Source organism: Tautonia sociabilis (assembly GCF_003977685.1).
Classification (GTDB): domain Bacteria; phylum Planctomycetota; class Planctomycetia; order Isosphaerales; family Isosphaeraceae; genus Tautonia; species Tautonia sociabilis.
Map to the genome: position 1 here is coordinate 60901 of NZ_RYZH01000021.1, position 21484 is coordinate 82384.

Consider the following 21484-nt stretch of genomic DNA (forward strand, 5'->3'; position numbering starts at 1 on the left):
GCCCGGCCGGGGCCGGCCAATGACGGCCGGGCGGCCCCTCCGGAGCCGCCCGGCCCCCCACTCGAACACCCCGGCCGCCGATCCCGAGAAGGGATCGGCATCCCCACCCCAATCCAACCGACGCCTCCGGCCGTCGCCGGCCCCACCTCGGGCCGCCCTGGAGGCGATGGGAGCGGTCCGCCGACCCGAATCTCATGAAGCTGATCATCGCGATCATCCAGCCCACGAAGCTCGAGGCCGTCAAGCTCGCGCTCTCAAAGGTCGAGGTCTACCGCCTCACCGTCATGGACGTCCAGGGCTTCGGCCGTCAGAAGGGATTCACCGAGGTCTACCGAGGCCACGAGTTCACCGTCAACCTGCTCCGCAAGATCGAGCTGCAGATCGCCGTGAACGAAGACTTCGTCGAGCCGACGATCAACGCCGTCATCGACGCCGCCCGATCCGGGCCCGAGGGAGCGATCGGCGACGGGAAGATCTTCATCCTCCCGCTCGACGACTGCATCCGCATCCGCACCGGAGAGCGCGGCCCCGAGGCCATCTGACAACGGTCGGCCGAGGGCCGGAGGGTGGCCGAGCGAGGGCCGTCGAGGGGGGCTCGCCTCGCCCCGGAAGCCCCGCCGGAAGCCGAGAACGGCGTCGGCCGACCGCCATCGCCCTGCGTCCTCACCCCAGCCCTCCCAGCACCCGATCCACCGCAGCCCTCACCCCCTCCATCTGGGCCCCGAGCCGCTCCCGGAGCGCCTCGGGGCCGTCGAGCCGAAGGCGACGGGCAAGTAGGGCAAAGTCCTCGGAATCGGCCGGGGGAACGGTGAGATCCTCGGCGTACCCCCGCACCACCCGGAGGGCGCCGATCAACGACCGCAGGAACCGGCATCCCGAGCGCAGCGTGGCCGCGGTCGAGGGGTCGACCCGGCCGGCGCGTTCCAGCGCGGTGAGGGCCTCGAGCGTGCTGGGACAACGCAGCGTCGGGTCCTCGCGGCCGAAAGTGATCTGAAGGGCCTGCACGGCGTACTCGATGTCCACCAGCCCTCCCGGGCTGAACTTGGCGTTCACGGTCCCCGGCGCGACGAGTTGCCGTACCTGTTGCGCTCTCATGTGCCGCAGGCCCTCCAGGTCGAACGGCTCGGGCCCGAAGACGAAGGCGTCGCGCAGCCGCTCCAGATGCCGGCCCAGCTCCTCGTCGCCGGCCACGGCCCGCAGCCGGATCAACGCCTGCCGCTCGTAGGACCAGGCCGCCCCCCCGGCCCGGTAGTACGACTCGAAGAGCGAGAGCGCCGTGGCCGGAGGCCCCCCCTTGCCATACGGGCGGAGCCGGAAATCCGGCTCGAAGGTCGCACCAGAGCGGATCCCCAGCACCTGACGGAGACCGGTGACGACCCGGTCGAAGTAGTCCGAGGCCGGCGTGTCTCCCGGCGTCGAAGCCACGTCCCGATCGTCCCAGACGACCATCAGCTCCAGGTCGGAGGCGAACCCCAGCTCCCGGCCGCCGAACTTGCCCAGCGCGCAGACCGACACCGGCACCGGCGTCCCGTCGGTGCGCAGGGGGGGCTCGGCCCCGATCCGCTCGACGGCCAGCGCCAGGGTCGCGCGCATGACCACCTCGGCCACCTCGGTCAGCTCGTCGGCGAACCCCTCGGGGCCGTCGCTCTGCCCGAGAATCGTCCGCACGTCGGCCCGGAAGATCTCCCGGTCCTTGAACCGCCGCAGCGCCCGGATCTTCCCCTCCAGGTCGCTCGCCCGGCCCAGGCGATCGGCCAGGTCCGCCTCCAGCTCCGCTGGCGAGGGGGACCGGCGCCATCGGGTCGGATCCCCGATCATCGGCAGCACGTTCTCCGGCTGCGCCAGCAGGAAGTCCTCCCAGAGGAACCGGCTCTCCCCCAGCACGCGAACCAGCGCGTCGATCACCTCGGGACGATCCAGGCTGGCGAACTCCCGGGCGCGATCGGGCCGGGCCATCAGGTCGTTGGCGAAGCGGCTGAAGTGCACCAGGGCGGCCTCGGGGTCGGTCGCCATCGGGAGCCGGGAGCTGAAGTGCTCGATCAGGATGAGCGCATATTTCAGCGCCAGCACTCGATCCGGGTCGGTGACCGGCCTCCCGGAGCGGTCGGTGATCCAGAGCGAGTCCTCGGCCGTGCCGTCGTCGGCGCCGGTGCGGATGTCGGCCCGCACGATCCTCAGGCCGCTCAGCGCCAGGGCCGAGGCCGTCAGCGAGAGGAAGCCGAAGCTGTCCCGGGCCCTCACGTCGACCCGGGTCGGCGCCTCCGGCCCCTCGGAGGTGAACTCCAGGAGGATCGCCTCCAGCGGACCGCCGACTGGCCCCCGATCCCCCAGGGCGGCGGCGAATCGGCCGAGGATCCGGTGGTGGACCTCGTCATGCTGCCCCTGGCGGAGCAACTGGGCGAGGTCGGACAGCTCCCCCCCAAAGGCGTCCCAGTCCGGCGGCGGGGCCCCCGCTTCCCCCCGGACGACGAACACGTCGACGATCTTCCTCCTCCGGTCCGGCCCGGTCGGGCCCCGGGAGGGCCGGGGGAGGTGGCCCGGCCTTCCGGGGCCGGCGCGGCCGGCCGCGAGCCCTTGCGGCCGGGGGCGGGACGCCGGGGCGGCCTCCTCCGGCGGCTCAGAGGTGAAGATGCTCGCCTCGACGATCGACAGCCGGTGGATCGCCAGCAGCGAGCAGACCGTCGAGAGCAGTTGGAAGGCGTCGTACCCGACGATCTCGACCCGCCAGGTCCCCTCCGCCTCCCCTTGCGGCTCGGCCCGGACTCGCACCGGGCGATCGACGCCCAGCTCCCGGATCATTCCCAGGTGGCGAGACAGCGCCTCGATGTCGAAGCGTCTCAGGTATTCCGGCGGGAAGGAGCCGATCAAATGGTCGACCCACGGCTCGGGATGCCGCTGGGCCAGAGCCCGGCGCACCTCCGCCGGGATTGGCGTGGCCATGAGTGCTGCCCCGGACGATAATAGGCCCTTCGCTCGCCGAGCAGGATCCCTCGCACGACCGGGTCGCGGCGAGCGGCGGTCGAACCTCTCCACTGTACCAGAATCCGCCCCGGCCGCCCCCTGGGCCGGATCGCGATCGGTCATCGTTATGAAGCTCGGCCTCATCGGCGACATCCACGGCGACCCCCGCGCCCTGGACTCGGCCCTCCGGCACCTGGAGGCGCTGCGGGTCGACCAGATCCTCTGCACCGGGGACCTGATCGGCTACGGCTATCAGGCCGACGCCGTCGTCGATCGCGTCCGGGAGCTGGCGATCCCCAGCATCCGGGGGAACCACGACCGCTGGGCTCTGGAGCGGCGCCAGGTCATCGGCGCCCGAGGCTGGAAACCGGCCAATCTGTCCGACTCCACCTGGGAGTTCCTCGACCAGCTCCCCGCCGCCCTCTCCTGGACCGCCTCCGGCGTCATCGTCGAGATCCACCACGGCTCCCCCGCCAGCGACACCGAGTTCGTCTCCCCCTATCGCCCGCTGCCCGACTCCGTGCTGCGATTCTGGGACCGGACTGACGCCTCCGTCCTGGTGCTCGGCCACACCCACCTGCCCATGATCGACCGCCAGCCCCACGGCCTGATCCTCAACCCCGGCTCCCTCATGGGCATCCCCGGCGTGCAGACCTCGTACAGCTTCGCCGTCCTGGAGGTCCCCTCGCTCGCCGTCCGCATCTACGAGGTCCGCACCGGCCGAGAGATCCGCCGCGACCCGGTCTTCCTCGACGACCAACGCCGCTGATGCCCTCCGCCCGCGCACGAGAGAGGCCCCGAGGGCCGTGGCCGTCGCCCCCCGAGGCCTCGAGCGGCGGCTCGGCTTCAGCCGAGCCGATCAGACGGCAAACGGCCGCAGGTAATTCTCGTGCTCCAGCGGCCGGGGCAGGTCGGAGCTTCCCATCAGGTCGCGGTCGATCGCCTGCGCCGCGTGCCGGCCCTCGGCGATCGCCCAGACGATCAGGCTCTGGCCCCGGGTCATGTCGCCGGCCGTGTAGACCCTCGGCACGCTGGTGCGCTTGGTTTCCGGATCGGCCTTCACGTTGCCCCGCTCGTCCAGCTCGACGCCGAACCCCTCGATCAGCCGGTTCCGCTCCGGGCCGACGAAGCCCATCGCCAGCAGCACAAGGTCGGCCTTGTAGGTCCGCTCGGTGCCGGAGATGGGCTCGAAGATCATCCGGGCGCCGTCGCGCTTCATCGCGACGTGAACGGTCTCCAGCGCCGTCACATGACCATGCTCTCCCCGGAAACGGACGGTGCTGATCGAGTACTCGCGCTGGCCGCCCTCCTCGTGGGCGCTGGAGGTCTTGAACGTGTTCCACCACTGCGGCCACGGGTTGTCCGGCGAGCGCGAGGCGGGAGGCCTCGGCACGATCTCGAACTGGTGGACGCTGGCGCAGCCCTGGCGGTGGACGGTGCCCAGGCAGTCGGCGCCGGTGTCGCCGCCGCCGATGATGACGACGTGCTTCCCCTTCGCGTCGAGGTCCGGGTCGTCGGCGACGGGATCGCCGGCCACTCGCCGGTTCTGCGCCGGGAGGAAGTCCATCGCGAAGAGGATTCCCTTGAGGTCCCGGCCCTCGATGGGCAGGTCCCTGGGCTGAGTGGCGCCGCAGCAGAGGCAGACGGCGTCGAACTCGTCGAGGATTTGCTTCGGATCAAGATCGACGCCGATGTTCACCCCGGTACGGAAGGAGACGCCCTCGGCCTTCATCTGCTCGAGCCGGCGGTCGAGCCGCCACTTCTCCATTTTGAAGTCGGGGATGCCGTAGCGGAGCAGGCCGCCGATGCGGTCGTCGCGCTCGAAGACCGTCACGTCGTGGCCGGCCCGGGCGAGCTGCTGCGCCGCGGCCAGGCCGGCCGGCCCGGAGCCGACGACGGCGACCTTCTTCCCCGTCCTGACCTTGGGCGGCATGGGGACGACCCAGCCCTCGTCCCAGGCGCGATCGATGATCGCCAGCTCGATCTGCTTGATCGTCACCGCGTCGTCGTTGATCCCCAGCACGCAGCTTGCCTCGCACGGCGCGGGGCAGAGCGTGCCGGTGAACTCGGGGAAGTTGTTGGTCAGGTGCAGGCGGTCGATCGCCTCGCGCCAGTGGCCTCGGTAGACCAGGTCGTTCCAGTCGGGGATGAGGTTCCCCAGCGGGCAGCCCTGGTGGCAGAACGGGATGCCGCAGTCCATGCAGCGGGCGCCCTGGTTCTGCAGCTCGACGGTTGGGAGGCTGGTGAGCACCTCCCGGTAGTCGTTGCGCCGTTCGTCGACCGGACGATAGCCGGCGGCCCGGCGGGGCAGTTCCATGAACCCGGTCGGCTTACCCATGGTTGACCTCCAGCGTCAGGCCCGAGTCGCTCGGGCGATTCGGGGCGTCGGCGCCGAGCCGCTTGCGCTCCAGCAGCAGGCGGCGGTTCCCCTCGGGCAGCACCTTCACGAAGTTGGTGAACGGCCAGTCCCAGTCGTGGCCGTTGCGGGGGACGAGATAGCCGTCCACCTCGTCGAGCGAGGACGGGAGGGCGAATCGCGTCAGCATGTCCTCGACGAACGCGAAGTCGTTCGGCTCGGCCTTGTGCCGCAGGTCGTCCAGCTCGAATCCGCCCTGGCTGCGCCGCAGGCCGACCGCCTCCTCGAAGAGCGAGGCCATCACCCGCTTCTGGCGGTCGAGCACCCGGCGATAGTCCCGGGGCATGACCTTGACGAACCGGCCGACGGCCGCGTCCCAGTCGTTGAGCAGCCGGGCGGCCACCGCGCTGCCGGTGTACCCGGCGTGCTGGATGAGCAGGTCGCGGACCAGTTCCAGGTCCTCCGGCTCGGTGAAGGGCTCGATGTCGACCATCTCCGTGTTGCAGCGAGAGCGGAAGTCCCCCGCCTCATCGAACACGAAGGCCATGCCGCCGCTCATTCCCGCGGCGAAGTTCCGGCCGGTGGGGCCGAGCACGACGGCCACGCCCCCGGTCATGTACTCGCACCCGTGGTCGCCGATTCCCTCGACGACCGCCAGCGCCCCCGAGTTCCGCACGCAGAACCGCTCGCCGGCCCTCCCCCGGAAGAAGGCCCGGCCGGCGGTGGCGCCGTAGAGGACGACGTTGCCGACGATGATGTTCTCCTCGGCCAGGAAGCTCGCCTCCCTCGGCGGGTAGACGACCACCTTGCCGCCGGAGAGTCCCTTGCCGGTGTAGTCGTTGGCGTCTCCCTCCAGCTCCAGCGAGATGCCGCGCGGGAGAAAGGCGCCAAAGCTCTGCCCGGCCGAGCCGGAGAACTTGATCCGGATCGTGTCGTCGGGCAGCCCCTGGCCGCCGAACCGCCTGGTCACCTCGCTGCCGAGGATCGTGCCCACGGTGCGGTTGATGTTGCGGATCGGCACCTCGAAGGCGACCGGCTCGCCCCGTTCCAGCGCCGGCTCGCAGCGGGGGAGCAAGACGGTCCGGTCCAGCGAGCGGTCCAGGCCGTGGTCTTGCTCGACGACCTTCCGCACGGCCACCTCCGGGCCGACCTCCGGCCGGTGGAGGATCTTGGAGAAGTCCAGGCCCTTGGCCTTGTAGTGGTCGATCGCCTGCCTCATGTCGAGCAGGTCGCTGCGGCCGATCATCTCGTCCATCGTGCGGAAGCCGAGCCGAGCCATCAGCTCTCGGACCTCCTCGGCGACGAACTTGAAGTAATTGACCACATGTTCCGCCTTTCCGGCGAACTTGGCCCGCAGCTTCGGGTTCTGCGTGGCGATTCCCACCGGGCAGGTGTCCAGGTGGCAGACCCGCATCATGATGCAGCCCATCACCACCAGCGGAGCGGTGGCGAAGCCGTACTCCTCGGCTCCCAGCAGGGCGGCGACCACCACGTCTCGGCCGGTCTTCATCTGGCCGTCGGCCTGCACCACGATCCGGTCGCGCAGGTTGTTCAGCACGAGGGTCTGCTGCGTCTCGGCCAGGCCCAGCTCCCAGGGGATGCCGGCGTGCTTTAGCGAGGTCAGGGGGCTGGCCCCGGTGCCGCCGTCGAAGCCGGAGATCAGCACCACGTCGCTGTGCGCCTTCGAGACGCCGGCGGCGACGGTGCCGACGCCGACCTCGGCCACGAGCTTGACGCTGATCCGGGCCCTCGGATTGGCGTTCTTCAGGTCGTGGATCAGCTGCGCCAGGTCCTCGATCGAGTAGATGTCGTGGTGCGGAGGAGGGCTGATCAGCCCCACTCCCGGAGTCGAGAACCGGACCTTGGCGATCCAGGGCCAGACCTTGTGGCCGGGGAGCTGGCCCCCCTCGCCAGGCTTGGCTCCCTGGGCCATCTTGATCTGGATCTCGTCCGCGTTGACGAGGTACTCGCTCGTCACCCCGAACCGCCCCGAGGCCACCTGCTTGATCGCCGACCGCTTGCTGTCGCCGCCGGGCAGGGGCTTGAACCGCTCGGGGTCCTCGCCGCCCTCTCCGGTGTTCGACTTGCCGCCGAGCCGGTTCATGGCGATCGCCAGCGTTTCGTGGGCCTCGGCCGAGATCGAGCCGTAGCTCATCGCCCCGGTGGCGAACCGCCGGACGATCGCCTCGACCGGCTCGACCTCCTCGATCGGCACCGGAGGCCGGGCGCCGAACCGGAACTCGAAGAGCCCCCGCAGCGTGCAAAGCCGCTCGTTCTGCTCGTCCACCCGCCGGGTGTACGACTTGAAGATCTCGTACCGGCCCGACCGGGTCGCGTGCTGGAGCCGGAAGACGGTTTCCGGGTTGAACAGGTGGTACTCGCCGTCCCGGCGCCACTGGTACTGGCCGCCCTCCTCGAGCATCACCGGCCCGACCTCGCGCCCGGCGAAGGCCCGGCGGTGGTGGGCCAGCGTCTCCTCGGCGATCTCGGCCAGTCCGATCCCCTCGATCCGGGAGGCGGTCTTGTCGAAGTACTTCGCCACGAACTGCGAGTTCAGGCCGATCGCCTCGAAGATCTGGGCCCCTCGGTAGCTCTGGATCGTGCTGATGCCCATCTTGGACATCACCTTCACGACCCCCTTCTTGATCGCCTTCCGGTACCTGGCCACGGCCTCCTCGTGGGTCATCCCGTTGAGGTAGCCGGTGGCGATCATGTCGTCGAGCGTCTCGAACGCCACGTAGGGGTTGATCGCCCCGGCGCCGTAGCCGAGCAGCAGGGCGAAGTGGTGCACCTCCCTCGCGTCACCGCACTCGACCAGGAACCCGCAGCGCATCCGAAGCCCCTCGCGCACCATGAAGTGGTGCAGGCCCGAGGTGGCCAGCAGCGACGGGATCGGCGCCAGCTCCTCGGTCACCGAGCGGTGCGAGAGGACGATGATCGTCGCTCCGTCCTCGATGGCCGCCTTGGCCTCCAGGAAGATCTCCTCCAGGCGGCGTTCCATCCCCGCGGCTCCCTCGGCGGCGGGGAAGAGCATGGCGATGGTGGCCGACTTGAAGCCTCGCCAGCCGTCGAGGTGCTTGATGGCCGCCGTCTCGTCGTTGTCGAGGATCGGCGTCTCCAGCCGGATCTGCCGGGCGTTCTCCGGCCCGGGGGCCAGCAGGTTCCCCTCGCCGCCGAGGCCCGTGAGCACCGAGGTGACCAGCTCCTCCCGGATCGCGTCCAGCGGCGGGTTGGTCACCTGAGCGAACAGTTGCTTGAAGTAGTTGAAGATCGGCTGCGGCCGGTCGGAGAGGACGGCCAGCGGGGTGTCGGTCCCCATGGAGCCGATCGCCTCCTCCCCCTTCTCCCCCATCGGTCCGAGGATGTACTTGATGTCCTCCAGCGAGTAGCCGTAGGCCAACTGCCGGTGCAGCAGCGTGTCGTGGTCGGGGCCGGGGACGTGCTCGACCCGGGGCACGTCGGCCAGCCTCGGCATCCCCCGCTCGACCCACTCGCCGTACGGCTTCGCCGAGGCCAGGGCGTGCTTCAGCTCCTCGTCGCCGACGATCCGGCCCTGCTCCATGTCGACCAGGAACATCTTGCCCGGTTCGAGCCTCCCCTTGAGGAGCACGTTCTCGGGAGCGATCTCGTCGAGCATCCCCGTCTCGGAGCCCATGATCACCAGGCCGTCCCTGGTGACCGTGTAGCGGCTGGGCCGCAGCCCGTTGCGGTCGAGCGTGGCGCCGATGACCCTGCCGTCGGTGCAGGCGATCGACGCCGGGCCGTCCCAGGCCTCCATCAGGCAGGAGTGATAGGCGTAGAAGTCCCGCTTCTCCTGGGACATCGACTCGTGGTTCTCCCACGCCTCGGGCACGAGCATCATCATCGCGTGCGGCAGGCTGTAGCCGGCCCGCACCAGCAGCTCGATCGCCGCGTCGAGGCAGGCCGTGTCGCTGAGGCCCTCGCGGATGACCGGCTTGAGGTGTTCGAGGTCTCCCGGCTCGAACCGGTCGGAGGCGAACAGCGCCTCCCGGGCCCTCATCCAGTTGATGTTGCCCCGCAGCGTGTTGATCTCGCCGTTGTGGGCGATCATCCGGTAGGGGTGGGCTAGCTCCCAGCTTGGGAAGGTGTTCGTGCTGAACCGGGAGTGGAACATGCACAGGGCGCTGACCAGCCGTTCGTCCCCAAGGTCGTCGGCGTAGTAGTCGATGACCTGCTCGGGTGTGAGCATCCCCTTGTAGACCAGCGTCCGGCAGGAAAGGCTGGAGAAGTAAAAGAAGGTGCGGTCGTCCAGCCCGGCCTCCTCGACCGCCGACTCGAACCGCTTGCGGACGACGAACAGCTTCCGCTCGAAGGCGTCGGTGTCGTCGCCGAACCGGGAGCCGACGAAGGCGTGCCAGACGCCCGGCTCGACGGCCCTCGCCGTGGCGCCGAGCGAGGAGTTGTCGGTCGCCAGTTCGCGCCAGCCGAGCAACGGCAGGCGTTCTTCCTCCAGGATCTTCTCGAAGATCGCCTGCCCGGCCGCCCTCCGCTCGGGCACCGGGGAAGTGAACATCGCGCCGACGCCGTACTGGCCAGGCTCGGGCAGCTCGATGCCCAGCGGAGCGCAGCGGGCCTTGAGGAATTCGTGGGGGATCTGAATCAGGATGCCGGCACCGTCGCCCGTGTTCGGCTCGGAGCCCCGGGCGCCGCGGTGGTCGAGGTTGCACAGGGCGCGCAATCCGTCGCGCACGAGTTTGTGCGACCGCCGGCCCTTGAGGTCGACGACGAAGCCGACGCCGCAGGCGTCGTGCTCGAGGGCGGGGTCGTACAGGCCCTGGCGGGGCGGCTGACTCGTGCTCATGGATCTGATCCCTCCGACTTCCGGACGGCCCGGGGGGCCGGGGGGCGCCGGCCCTCCGGTCGGGCCCCGCGACGCGCGGGGGGCCCGGGGGTCGGTGCCCGGCCCCGGTCCCCGGGCCGATGCACCAGCATCTGCTCAGCGTTCGGTTTGTTTCGGGGCCGCGGCCGCGGCCCTCCCATTGCGACACGACCGCCCATTGGCGGCCGGATCCGGCGCCGGGCCGGCCGAAATCGAGGAGGACCCGGCCCGCTCGCCGGCCGCCGGCTCCTCGCGCAAGGCGTCGAGAAACCGCGCCCCGGCCAGGCCTAGCGTGGCCTCGCCCCGGTGGATGATCGCCAGCGGGCGGACCATCGGGTGGTCGGCCAGCGGCGAGGCCACCAGGCTTCCCGAGGCGACCTCGCGCTCCAGGGTCGGCCGGGGCAGGATCGCCACCCCGGCGCCGACCTCGACAGCGCGCTTGATGTTCTCGATGCTGTCGAATTCCAGGCTCGGCTCCACCTGCACCCCGCGGCGCCTCAGGTGCCGGTCGATCGCTCGACGGATCGGCAGATCAGGGTCGTAGTGGACGAACCGCGCGCCATCGAGCTGGCCGACGGCGATCCCGCCCGGCTCGGCCAGCGGATGGCCCGGCGGCGCGGCCACCACCATCTCCTCGTCCCGCCAGGGGACCACGTCCAGCCCCGGCCACTTCCTCGGGAAGGAGACGATCCCCAGGTCGGCCCTCCCGGCGCGGACCTGCTCGACGACCTCGCTGGGATGCATGCACTCCAGCCGGCAGTCGGCCATCGGGTGGCGGGCCCGGAACTCGGCGATATGCCGAGTCAGGTGGCTCAGGCCGACCGAGTAGATCGCCGCGATCCGCACGACCCCCTCGATCCGGTCCTCCCTCCCCATCGCCCGGACCCGACGCTCCACCTCCTGATACCGCTCAACCAGGTCCCGGCACCCCTCGTAGTAGACCTTCCCCTGCGGCGTCGGCACCAGCGGCCGCTTCGAGCGGTCGATCAGCTTCACGCCGAGCCGCTCCTCCAGGTTATGCACCGTCTGGCTGGCCGTTGATTGCGACACGCCGTTCTCGGCGGCGCCCCGCGAGAAGCTCGCGCGGCGGACCACATCGCAGAAGATCTTGAGGGCCTCGAACTGCATCGCCGCGGTGTACCTCGATCGCAAGGCGGCCCGGTCGGGGCCGACTCGCTCGCGGAAGGCCATTGGTCCCGGCCCGACCGGGCCGGCGCCGCTGTTCTCGAATCCGCCTGGTCGCGGGAGACGCCCCCCACCCCCGGCCGCCCGGGCCTCGCGAGCCAGGCGATGCGGTATTCGAGATTCCAATAATACACTCGGACTTCAGCGGCTTCGTCAATAGGCTACCGCGCCGACCGCCGGGATTCTTCCCCCCAATCGGCCCCGAATCCGTCCCACCCGTCGGACCCGATGCCTTCCCGCGTCTCAATGCGATCACCGTCGCCGACGAATCCCCCCCCCAGGAGAAGGGGCGCGACGGCCAAGCACCGCGCAGCGCGAGGCCACGCCTTGGGCCAGACGATCCAGCGTCATCGAGAAGCGGCGTCTGACCCGACTCCGCTGGCTTCCACTCCACCAACCTCTCCCGGCTCGGCGTCCGCAGGCCGGGCTTCGGGAACGTCGGCGGGCTCGGCCGGCTCCTGGGGGTCGGATCGGGAACGGAGGGGACCTTCCAGCGCGAAGTCGATCGTCCCTCCGACCTCCGACACTTCGGCCCTCAACTCGCTCCGCCCAAGATCGGAATACCGTGGTGGGAGCAGTTCCTCCGCCTCGCCCAGCTTGGGACTGGGTGCCAGGCTGGACTGGATGGCCAGGCCCAGCGGCTCGCCCGAGGCGGTCACTTTGTAGCTGATCGCCACGCGATAGGTGCCCGGAGAGGCCCCGGAGGCGTTCAAATAGGTCAGCCGGTAGACCCCCTCGTCATCGGTCTCACCCACGGCCACCGTCCGTTGGCCGCTGATCGGCAGAAAGGTCACGGTGGCGGTGCCCAGAGGCTGACCATCCACCGTGACCGTTCCCTGAACCGGAACCAGCAGCGGGGGGCCTTCGGTGTCTTCGGAGCTTCCCGAAACACACCCGACCACCAGCATCACCAGGGACGGAAGCAACACTCGGCAGGCCAGGCGGGAATGAGGAATGCAACTCGATCGCAAGGGTCAAGCCCTCAATCGACGTGTCCGGAACGAGGAGTGAGAAACCACGAGAAACCAAGAGACGCACCGATCGGATCAGCGGCCCTTCGAATCGAGTTCGAAATCGTAAGGCCCACCGTTGGCGGTGACCTGGATATCAAAGGCCGTCTTGCTAATGTCGGCATACGCTTCAGGCAACGCTTGCCGAGTGAATCCCCCCAGCTCCAGCTGGGCCGGATCGTCGAGCATCTCTTGGGGCATGTTCGTCACGTCCGGCTGGACTTCCATTTTCCGGAATGTAATCTTGTAGGCTCCCTCGGCCAGCCCGAACCGCCCCATGTAACGAGCCTTGTATGAGCCGTCGGCGGCGGTGACCGCCGAGCCAGGCGTGACATGAGTGTTCCCCTGATCGGGCACGAACGTTAGCTCGGCGTTCTCCAAGGGCTTCCCATCGAAGGTCACGGTTCCCTCGACCTTGACCAGGGGAGGTCCTCCCGAACCGCAACCGATCACCGCCACGGCGCCCACCAGCGAAAGGAACAGGGCGACTCGTCTGGCTCTCATCGTGTCCATCCTGTCAGCGAAGCGACGGCAACCCTCCCGCCACTCGCGGCCGGTGGGAGTGGAGGGTCGGCGCGGTCAGGGTCGAACCGTTGAGTCGAAACGCGAGAACGCGGGCTCGTCTGCCAGGGCGTCACGCCGTGGCAGACGCCCTGGACTGAAGACAAACGTCGCCTTATCAATCAATACTGATCGGCGCTGATCACCTCGCCGCCAGCGATCGTCTGGAGACTCCACCAGACATAGGCATCGATGGTGTTCTTGATGAAACGGACGGATCCGTCTCCCATGGTCATATTCACCCCTCCTGGATGCTGGCTGCTGATGCGCCAGGCGTATCCAAGCTTTTTGGGATTCTGATCGGTCGTCCAGCTGCCGTACTGATACCACGGGGCATTGGGCAACGACGTGGGAGACCACTGATGGGTAGGCGGGTAGACCGTGCCGTGGGTTGAGGTGTGCGTGCCTGAACCCCAGAACGGCCCGTAATACTCGCTCCACTTCTCCTGCCTGGACTCGCCGATCATGACCGTGTTGCTCAAGCCATCCTTGACTTCGGCCAGCTTGGTGGACAGATCGGTGAAGAACATCCCGCGCACGTTCCGAATCGACGACGACGAGGCGTTGGGCGGGCAATTGTACTCGGTGTACTGGCTGGCCATCATCACATAATTGCTGCGACGGCCTTCCAGCATGTAGTAGGGAACCGAGTTGGTCACAGTGCGTGTCTCGGCCGGGATGTCCGAGGGACAAACGTAGGTGGAAATCAAGGCGCTGGTCACCGTGGTATTGGCCGTCTGATCGCCGATGAGCACCGTGTTGGGATAAGAGGACCAGCCCACCGAATTCGATGAAGCCTGGCTGAAATTGTAGGCGCTGTGCATCGCTTCCTGCTCGATGAAGTTGAGGATCATCGAGAACCCGGTCGTATTGAGCACGGCGCCGGCGGGAAGGTTGTTGGTCGCCGGATAGAGAACGGTGCAGGCGGAGGAGCGAATTTTTGGCGGCGGCAGGGCGCCATGCGTGCTCTCGTAATTATGCAACGCCAAACCAATCTGTTTCAGATTGTTCGTGCACTGCGATCGTCGGGCGGCTTCTCGCGCTTGCTGAACCGCCGGCAGGAGCAACGCGATCAAGACGCCGATGATGGCGATGACCACCAGCAGCTCGATCAAGGTGAAGCCACGGCGGCCAACCGCAAGGGCGGGTGCTCTGTAGGAACGAGTCATCGCGGGAGACTCCGGATCTGACCCATTGAGAGATGAAAGTGCGATGCTGGAATTCCCACCGTCGGAGCCCAAGCCCAAACGGTGCACGGTGAATTCCAACGAGAGCGGCAAACGCCAGTTGGGTGCGGCGGAGAGATCGGCACCGAGCAACCGGCGTGAACATGCGATTCGACCGACTGTGGGGGAGGCTCCCAGATGAGCCGGCAGAGGAAACGAGTGAGGATCGATTTCGCTGGGACGCATCTTGGGGACGTCTCGACCGGGGAAACCGCGGTGAGCACGGCACGGCCGATGCCAGTCGGTCGGAAGTTGAATCAGGGTCGCATTCCGCCAAAAGAAAGTCAACCATGAAGTTCGGCGATTCTCACGCATGCCTGATTGCCTATGTTGGCGGCAGGAGTTGGCGGCTTGAGATTGGCCGGTGGCGGTCGAACAAACCTGGAGGTTGGAATTGGCCAAGGCCGAGGCCTGGGGGCGGGCCAACGGCGTCCTTCTCTCGTCGAACCGGACGATTCTGCCCGTCGGGCAAGGGACGGCTCGCTTGGGGAGGATTGGTGCACTGCCCCAGGGGAGGCCTTGAGCTGATGATCCCCGTGATCGCGTCTCTTGCCGCCGGACCCGGAGGCCGGGCCGAGCTGGCCGCGGTGTTCCGGATGTGATCACGGTGGTCGCGAGGAGCGAGCGCCTCGACCACCGGAAGGCCCACCAGGAGGCGCCGCATCCGGCCGCCTTCCGGAAGCCGGCGAAGGCGTTGATCGCCGGAACCTGCCTGTCGATCCCCCGGCCTTCCTGACCGGTGCCGGCTGTCTCCCGGACGGACTCGGGTTCGCGCCTCGGGCGGTCCGGGATAGACTCCGGTCCTTGCCACGGGGCGCCGCCGCGCGGCGTCGGGAGGTCGGAGTCCGCGACGAGGGAGGGAGCCCGATGACGCGTCGGATCGCGGTCCTCAACCAGAAGGGGGGGGTCGGCAAAACGACCACGACGGTTAACCTCGCCGCCGCCCTGGCCAACGAGGGGCACCGGACCTTGGTGCTGGATCTCGACCCCCAGGCTCACGCCACGCTGCACCTGGGGCTGATGCCCGGCCGGTCGGGGCCTTCGCTGTACGAGGTGCTCACCCAGGGGCTGCCGCTGAAGGAGGTCCGCCGGACAGTGGCCGACAACCTGGACGTCTGCGGCAGCCACATCGACCTGGCCGCCGCCGAGGTCGAGCTGATCGGCACCGTCGGCCGAGAGGTCATCCTCCGAGACCAGCTCGCCGCCGAAGACGGGGAGCCGTATGACTTCGTGATCATGGACTGCCCTCCCTCGCTCGGCATCCTCACGCTCAACGCCCTCTGCGCCGCCCGCGAGGTGTTCATCCCGCTCCAGGCCCACTTCCTGGCGCTGCACGGGCTGTCGAAGCTGTTGGAGACGATCCATCTGGTCAGCAAGCGGGTGAACCGGGACCTCCGCGTCTCGGGAGTGGTGCTCTGCCTGTACGAGTCGGGCACGAGGCTCGGGGCCGAGGTGGTGGAGGACCTGGAGCGGTTCTTCGAGTCCCGTCGTCAGGCGAGCTCGCCGTGGTCCGACGCCCAGATCTTCCGGACCCGCATCCGGCGCAACATCCGCCTGGCCGAGTGCCCGAGCTTCGGGCAGTCGATCTTCCAGTACGCCCCGACCAGCCGGGGGGCGGCCGACTACGCCTCGCTCGCTGGCGAGATCCAGGGGAGGGCCCCCGCCGGCTTCTGGGCCTCCAGCGACCAGCCCTCCCCGGCGGCCGAGCCCGACTCCGACGGCGAGGTCCCCGCCGTCCCCGCCCACTCTCCCCGGGCCGACGCCCCCGCGGCCTGAGCGCCCCTGGCTTCCCCTGGACCCGAGCGGGCCCCCTCCGCCCGTTCCTTCGATCGGGAGATCGGCATGAATGCGGATCGATCCCGCCGCCTTCGGCTCCGGCTCCTCTGGGCAGCCGGGCTCCTGGCCGTCCTCGTGCTGGCCTCGGCCGGCACCGTCTCGATCGCCGTGATCCGGCCGCTGGCGGCGGGCCGGCCGGTCGTGGCCCACGTTCTGGGGTTCGACCTGACGATCCTGGTGAAGGCCCGGGGGCCCGGGGCCGGGCGACAGCTCCTGGTGAACCTGAGCCGTCGCGTCGGGGCCGGACCGAAGGCCGACGGGCCGGCCGGCCGTCCCGGAACCTGAACCGGCCTCCCGGCCCCGGTCATCACCATGCGCTGGATCGGCATCGACGAGGCCGGATACGGTCCGAACCTCGGCCCGATGGTCCTGGCCGCCGTCGTCGCCGAGGGGCCCGGGCCGGATCGGCCCGACCTCTGGAGGGACCGCGAGGAGTTCGTCTGCCGGGCCGGGGGGCGGGGGGGCCGACTCTGGATCGACGATTCCAAGCGCCTGTACAAGCAAGGGGTCGGAATCGACCGGCTGGAGGCCGCCGCTCTTGCCGCCCTGGACGCCGCCGGGTTGCCATCGCCGACCTCGACCGTCTCGCTCCTGGCCGCGCTGGGGACCAATGCCGAGCGGTCCGAGCTGCTCTCCTGGCTCCCCGAGGGGTCCGACCCTCCGCTGCCGAGCCCGGGATCGGCGATCCGGGTCGAGGCCGCGCTGAAGGCCCGGCCGCTGTTGGGGGCGCCGTGGCGGCTGGCCGCGATCCGGGCCGAGGTCGTCGGGCCGGCCCGGTTCAACCGGGGGCTGATCGCCTCGGGGTCGAAGGCGAAGGTCCACTTCGACGCCTTCGCGACCCTGCTGCGGTGGGCCTGGGAGCTGGCTGGCGACGGGGCTCCCACTCTCGTCCGCTCCGACAAGCACGGCGGCCGCCATTTCTACACCGAGCTGCTCCGAGACGCCCTCCCCTCGAGTGCGATCGTCGCCGGCCCGGAGGGGCCTGAGCTGAGCCGTTACGAGCTGACCGACGGCGACCGCTGCCTCTCTCTGGAATTGCTCCCCCGGGCCGACGGCGATGACGGGCTGGTCGCGCTGGCCTCGATCCTCGCCAAGCTCGTCCGGGAGCGCTGGATGCTCGCCTTCAACGCCTACTGGGCGTCCCGGGTGCCGGGGCTGAGGCCGACGGCCGGCTATCCCGTCGACGCCTGCCGATTCCGTCGAGAGGTGCTCGCCCACCGTCCCGACCCCGATCCGCCGCTGGACCGCTGGTGGCGGGCGAAGTAGCGCCGGGGCGATCGCCCCTCGGAAGAGATCATCGCCGAGAACGGCGGGGCCACTCACAGAACGGGTCGGCAACTCGACCTGAGGCTCCCGGAACGCCGTTCGAGGCCGGCGGTGCGCCCTCCGGTGCGCTGAGGGCGATTGACGCAACTCTTGACGCGAAGGACGCTTGCCAGTTCCCATTGGCTTCGCTCCGCGCCGGGTGCGCGCCGGGTCGGTCTGGGCTCCCGATCCGATCGGGAGACGTCTCCCGAGCCGTCTCCCCGGATTGAGAAGGAGCCGACGACCGGGCGTTCCTCCCGAGCGGACGATCCCCGCCCCGGCGGAGGCCGGTCGAGTCAAGAAGATGATCGGGAGAGCGGCCGATCGCAGTCATCTCGATCCGAGCGGGGGGCCGCCGCCGGCGATTGGCACGAGGCCGGGGAGGACGGGGTTCGAGGCGGCCCCGACCTCCTCGGTTCCGCGACCCATCATCCACGGACTCACCCTGGCGGGGAGGTGGTGACGGGGGGCCGAGCCGATTGGCTCAGAACGGGGGGTGGTCGGGGTCGGCGTCGGGCAGGGGGAGGGGGGTGCCCCGGTAGAAGCGGCGGTTCTCGACGGCCCAGATCTTGCCGGTGAACGGGTCGTCGCCGTCGGCGGTGCGGAGGGCCTTGGCGACGGCGTTGAACTTGGCGTCCAGCTCGTCGGCGTAGTGCAGGATCATCGCCTCGAGGGTCGCCGGGGGCTTGGGGGAGCCGAACTCGGTCTTGCCGTGGTGGGCGAGGATGGCGTGCTCCAGCAGCAGGAGCGTTTCCAGGGGGACGCCGCCGATCTCCCGGGCGGTGTCTCGGACGAGGTCTCGGCCCATGAGGATGTGGCCGATCAGGTTCCCCTCGGTGGTGTACTTCGCCTCGATCGGGTGGTAGGCCAGTTCCCGGAGCTTGCCGATGTCGTGCAGGATGGCGGCGGCGATGATGACGTCCCGGTTCAGGGGGGGGTTCAGCTCGTCGTAGTATCGGGCGTAGTGGTCGGCCAGCAGGATGCTGACCCGGGTGACGCTCCAGAGGTGCTCGACCAGCCCTCCGGTGAAATTGTGGTGCATGAGGGTGGCGGCCGGCATCAGCTCCAGTTGCGGAGCGTGGGCCTCCAGGATGCGCCGGACCAGCTCGGCGATCGTCTTGTCCTCGATGTAACGGTCGACGAACTCGAAGATCTTGGCCAGCCGGTCCCCCTGGGGATACTTCGACCGCTCGACCAGGTCGCCGAGGTCGAACCCGTCGGCCTCGTCGTCGGGGCCGCCGGCGGGGCGGATGTCGATGATCTCGAGTTGCAGGCCGTAGCGGGCGTTGAACCGCCCTCGGGCCTTGACGCGGTAGGCGAGCCCCTCGGTCCAGCCGTCGGACTGCTTGAGGAACCGGCTATCGGCCCAGAGGGGGGCCTCGACGGTCAGGTGCCGGTCGCGGAAGTAGCACTTCACGAAGGGTTCGTTCTTCTTGGTCGTGCCCTTCTCCTTGCTCGCCAGCATGGCGAAGCACTCGGCCTCCTGGCCGTCCTGGAAGTCGCCGAGGCGGATCAGGCCGGTCGAGGCCTCGATGCCGTGGTCCAGTTGCATGGGGTCGCTCCCCCTCTCTCCGGTGGGTCCGGTGCGGGTGCCGGTCGGGACCGGGGCCGATCCGGGTCGCTCGCGAACGGGATCGGCGCAAGAATGGGCGCCATCCCCTGGGGATCGGCTGCGGAGCGGGCTCGACTCGACCAAAATGAAGCGTACCATTCGTCGAGTACGATGCAAACTGATACACTGGTCGTTTGTTGATTGCAACCTGATCAAAATGCCACTATCGCCGCTCCGATCGTCAGATCGGCCGCCACCGCTCCGGCCGGCAAGTCCGTCGTGTTCGGTCCCTCCGCTCCCGATCTCCCCTCGATCGCTCGACGGGGGGACCCGCCGGAGGCCGATGATCGATCTCGAATGCCGGGTCCGTCGGGAGGGCGGGCCGGATCTCGATCGGGATCGATGGCGGATCGCCGATCTTCGGATCCGGAGGTCGTTCTTGGCGAAGACGGATCGACTCCGGTCCCGTCAGCCGGTCGATGCGGGGGAAGCCACGCCCCCAGCCCCCGCCGGATTTGAGTCCTCCGGGATTTGAGAACCGCGGGGTCGGCCCTGGCGGTTTGGCACCTTCTTGTTCCCCCGTTGCGCGGATGCGACCGCCCGAGCCGCAACGCCCTCGGGACCAGGACTCCCGGGGAGAGCACGGGCGGACCCCGCCGGCAGGACGACGACACGGAGGTCATCGATGGCATCGTCGGCGGAGCGGAGGAGGAGGGCAGGAGGGGTTCGGGCGGCCCTGATCGGGTGGCTGCTGTTCTCCCTGGAGGGGGGGGAGGTCCGGGGAGGAGGGCCGGCGCCGACTCCCCAGGTTTCGGTTTCGGCCCCGACGGCGCTGGGAGTCTCGGGCCGGCACTTCGTCGACCCGGCCGGCCGGGTCGTGATCCTGCGCGGGGTGAACCTGGCCGGCGACTCGAAGGTGCCGCCGTTCCATCCCCGGGTCGGCCCGGAGGACCTGGACCGGGCCGAGGCGCTGGGGTTCAACGTCATCCGGCTGCTGTTCGTCTGGGAGGCGTTCGAGCCGAGCCCGGGGGTCTACAATGAGTCCTATCTGGCCGCCGAGCTGGCCTTGGCCGTCGAGGCGGGGCGGCGGGGCATGTCCACGATTGTGGACCTGCACCAGGACGGCTTCTCCCGGTTCGCCTCGAAGGGGGCCGGCGACGGCTTCCCCGCCTGGGCGATCTCTCCCCGGGCCACGCCGAGGAAGCCCGACAACGGCCCGGAAACGCGACACTGGCCGCTGAGGGTGGCGCTCGATCCGACCACGCACCGCTCCTTCGCCGACTTCTACGACGACCTCGGCGGCGTCCGATCGCGCTACCTGAGGATGCTCGATCGGGTGGCGGCCGCCTTCTCCGCCGTGCCCGGCGTGATCGGCTACGACCCGATCAACGAGCCCTGGGGCCACGAGCGCCGAGAGCTGGCCCCGCTGTATCGAGACGCCGCCGCGGTCATCCACGCCTCCCACCCGGGGGCCATCCTGTTCCTGGAGGGGCACGCCGTCACCAACACCGGCGTGCAGACCCGGCTCCCCCGCCCCGAGGACGGCCCCGTTTCCTACGCGCCGCACTATTACAACCCGACGACCCTGGTGCTGAAGCGCTGGCACGGCCTGACCGCCACCATGGACAATGCCTTCCGCCACATGAGGGCCACCTCGATCGCCTGGAACGCGCCGCTGTTCCTCGGCGAGTTCGGCATGGACGCCCGAGTGATCGGCTGCGGGGCCTACGTGGACGAGGTGTACGACCGGCTCGACGCCGAGCTGGCCTCCGGCGCCCAGTGGAACCTCACCCCGGGCTGGACCCCCGCCCTGAAGGACGGCTGGAACGGCGAGGACTTCACCATCCTGGATCCCTCCGGCCGCCTCCGCCCCAACTTCTCTCCCCGCCCCTACCCCCGAGCCACCGCCGGCCTTCCCCTGAGCTTCCGCTTCCGCCGAGGCCGCCCCGGCTCCGCTCCCAGCACCGTCGAATTCTCCTGGCACCACCGCCCCGAGCTGGGCGAAACCGAACTGTTCCTCCCCTCCTCCCTCTTCCCCCCCGGCTCCCCCGTCGAGCTCCTCCCGGCCGACCCCCTCGCCGCCGTCTCCTCCCGCTGGGACCCCGCCCGCCAGCTCCTCGTCATCCACTCCGACCGACCGACCCCGATCCTCGCCCGCCTCCGCGGCCGACCTTGACACTCCGGCCGGGTTGGCGGGGGCCGTCACGGCCGCAGGATCGAGGGGCGTCCGGACTGGGAGCGGTTCGACCGCAGCCAACCCGCCGCTGGAAATGTGTCACCCCGGACGACCAGGCCCCCACGCACCCCGCTCGGCTGATCCTGGACCGGGGCTCCGACAGCGACCCGCTGCGGCAGCGGCTGGCCGGTCGGGGCACCGAGATGATCTGCCCGCACCGCAAGAACCGCAGGCGTCTGAAGACGCAGGACGGACGCCCCCTGCGGCGGTACAAGCGGCGATGGAAGGTGGAGCGGACGTTCGCCGGGCTGGGCAACTTCCGCCGACTTGTCGTCCGGTACGAGAAGGACCTCACGATGGACCGGGCGTTCTTCCTCGTCGCCTGCCTCCTGATCACGATCCGGCAGTGATGAAACCGCTTCTCGCCCCAGATTCCCTACAGAATGGATGGTATTTCGAGAGGGGACCCAGTGAAA

The 21484-nt window shown here is 69.4% G+C and carries 16 protein-coding genes; 8 read left to right on the plus strand and 8 right to left on the minus strand.

The genetic code is table 11. From position 1 onward, the window contains the following. The first annotated feature begins 194 nt into the window (after window positions 1-194). Window positions 195-542, plus strand: a complete 348-nt coding sequence (locus TsocGM_RS12270) for a P-II family nitrogen regulator (protein ID WP_126725666.1) — start codon at window positions 195-197, stop codon at window positions 540-542. 121 nt (window positions 543-663) lie between these two features. Here the strand turns inward: TsocGM_RS12270 and TsocGM_RS12275 are convergent, their stop codons facing one another. After that, window positions 664-2940 (minus strand): [protein-PII] uridylyltransferase family protein, encoded by a 2277-nt coding sequence (locus TsocGM_RS12275; protein WP_158633516.1) that lies wholly within the window; start codon window positions 2938-2940, stop codon window positions 664-666. Between the two features lie 148 nt (window positions 2941-3088). Here TsocGM_RS12275 and TsocGM_RS26000 point away from each other — a divergent pair, with 148 nt between their 5' ends. Then, window positions 3089-3730, plus strand: a complete 642-nt coding sequence (locus TsocGM_RS26000) for a metallophosphoesterase family protein (protein WP_158633517.1) — start codon at window positions 3089-3091, stop codon at window positions 3728-3730. Between the two features lie 90 nt (window positions 3731-3820). Here the strand turns inward: TsocGM_RS26000 and TsocGM_RS12285 are convergent, their stop codons facing one another. The 6 genes from TsocGM_RS12285 to TsocGM_RS12310 form a co-directional block, all read right to left on the minus strand. Next, entirely contained in the window at window positions 3821-5299 is a 1479-nt protein-coding gene (locus tag TsocGM_RS12285; RefSeq protein ID WP_126725669.1) for a glutamate synthase subunit beta, read from the minus strand. After that, complete coding sequence (gltB, locus tag TsocGM_RS12290; RefSeq protein ID WP_126725670.1) at window positions 5292-10139, minus strand: glutamate synthase large subunit; 4848 nt, start codon at window positions 10137-10139, stop codon at window positions 5292-5294. The genes TsocGM_RS12285 and gltB overlap by 8 nt, the downstream gene beginning before the upstream one ends. 135 nt (window positions 10140-10274) lie before the next feature. After that, window positions 10275-11348, minus strand: coding sequence for a LysR family transcriptional regulator (locus TsocGM_RS12295; RefSeq protein ID WP_233578795.1), 1074 nt, complete (start codon window positions 11346-11348; stop codon window positions 10275-10277). A gap of 341 nt (window positions 11349-11689) precedes the next feature. Then, a complete protein-coding gene (locus TsocGM_RS12300; protein ID WP_126725671.1) occupies window positions 11690-12166 on the minus strand; it encodes a carboxypeptidase-like regulatory domain-containing protein in 477 nt (158 codons plus the stop codon). A gap of 222 nt (window positions 12167-12388) precedes the next feature. Beyond that, a complete protein-coding gene (locus tag TsocGM_RS12305) occupies window positions 12389-12856 on the minus strand; it encodes a hypothetical protein (RefSeq protein ID WP_126725672.1) in 468 nt (155 codons plus the stop codon). Window positions 12857-13035: 179 nt separating this feature from the next. Continuing rightward, window positions 13036-14082 carry a DUF1559 family PulG-like putative transporter gene (locus TsocGM_RS12310; protein ID WP_126725673.1) on the minus strand — a complete coding sequence of 349 codons (1047 nt, stop codon included), beginning with the start codon at window positions 14080-14082 and terminating at the stop codon, window positions 13036-13038. Window positions 14083-14746: 664 nt separating this feature from the next. Here TsocGM_RS12310 and TsocGM_RS27640 point away from each other — a divergent pair. From TsocGM_RS27640 to TsocGM_RS12325, 4 genes are all read left to right on the plus strand, one after another. Next, entirely contained in the window at window positions 14747-14875 is a 129-nt protein-coding gene (locus tag TsocGM_RS27640; protein WP_261341642.1) for a hypothetical protein, read from the plus strand. Between the two features lie 131 nt (window positions 14876-15006). Continuing rightward, window positions 15007-15915, plus strand: coding sequence for a ParA family protein (locus TsocGM_RS12315; RefSeq protein WP_126725674.1), 909 nt, complete (start codon window positions 15007-15009; stop codon window positions 15913-15915). A gap of 66 nt (window positions 15916-15981) precedes the next feature. Further along, window positions 15982-16260 carry a hypothetical protein gene (locus tag TsocGM_RS12320; protein WP_126725675.1) on the plus strand — a complete coding sequence of 93 codons (279 nt, stop codon included), beginning with the start codon at window positions 15982-15984 and terminating at the stop codon, window positions 16258-16260. Between the two features lie 27 nt (window positions 16261-16287). Further along, on the plus strand, window positions 16288-17241 hold the full coding sequence (locus tag TsocGM_RS12325; protein ID WP_126725676.1) for a ribonuclease H family protein: 954 nt from the start codon (window positions 16288-16290) through the stop codon (window positions 17239-17241). Between the two features lie 523 nt (window positions 17242-17764). On the opposite strand, the gene TsocGM_RS12330 is transcribed toward TsocGM_RS12325, so the two are convergent. Next, window positions 17765-18832: a 3'-5' exoribonuclease YhaM family protein gene (locus TsocGM_RS12330; RefSeq protein ID WP_126725677.1), complete on the minus strand. Its 1068-nt coding sequence runs from the start codon at window positions 18830-18832 to the stop codon at window positions 17765-17767. Window positions 18833-19517: 685 nt separating this feature from the next. On the opposite strand from TsocGM_RS12330, the gene TsocGM_RS12335 reads away from it, so the two are divergent. Together TsocGM_RS12335 and TsocGM_RS12340 are read left to right on the plus strand one after the other, a co-directional pair. Then, entirely contained in the window at window positions 19518-21008 is a 1491-nt protein-coding gene (locus tag TsocGM_RS12335; RefSeq protein ID WP_126725678.1) for a cellulase family glycosylhydrolase, read from the plus strand. Next, on the plus strand, window positions 21005-21418 hold the full coding sequence (locus TsocGM_RS12340) for a transposase (protein ID WP_158633518.1): 414 nt from the start codon (window positions 21005-21007) through the stop codon (window positions 21416-21418). The genes TsocGM_RS12335 and TsocGM_RS12340 overlap by 4 nt, the downstream gene beginning before the upstream one ends. Window positions 21419-21484 lie beyond the last annotated feature (66 nt).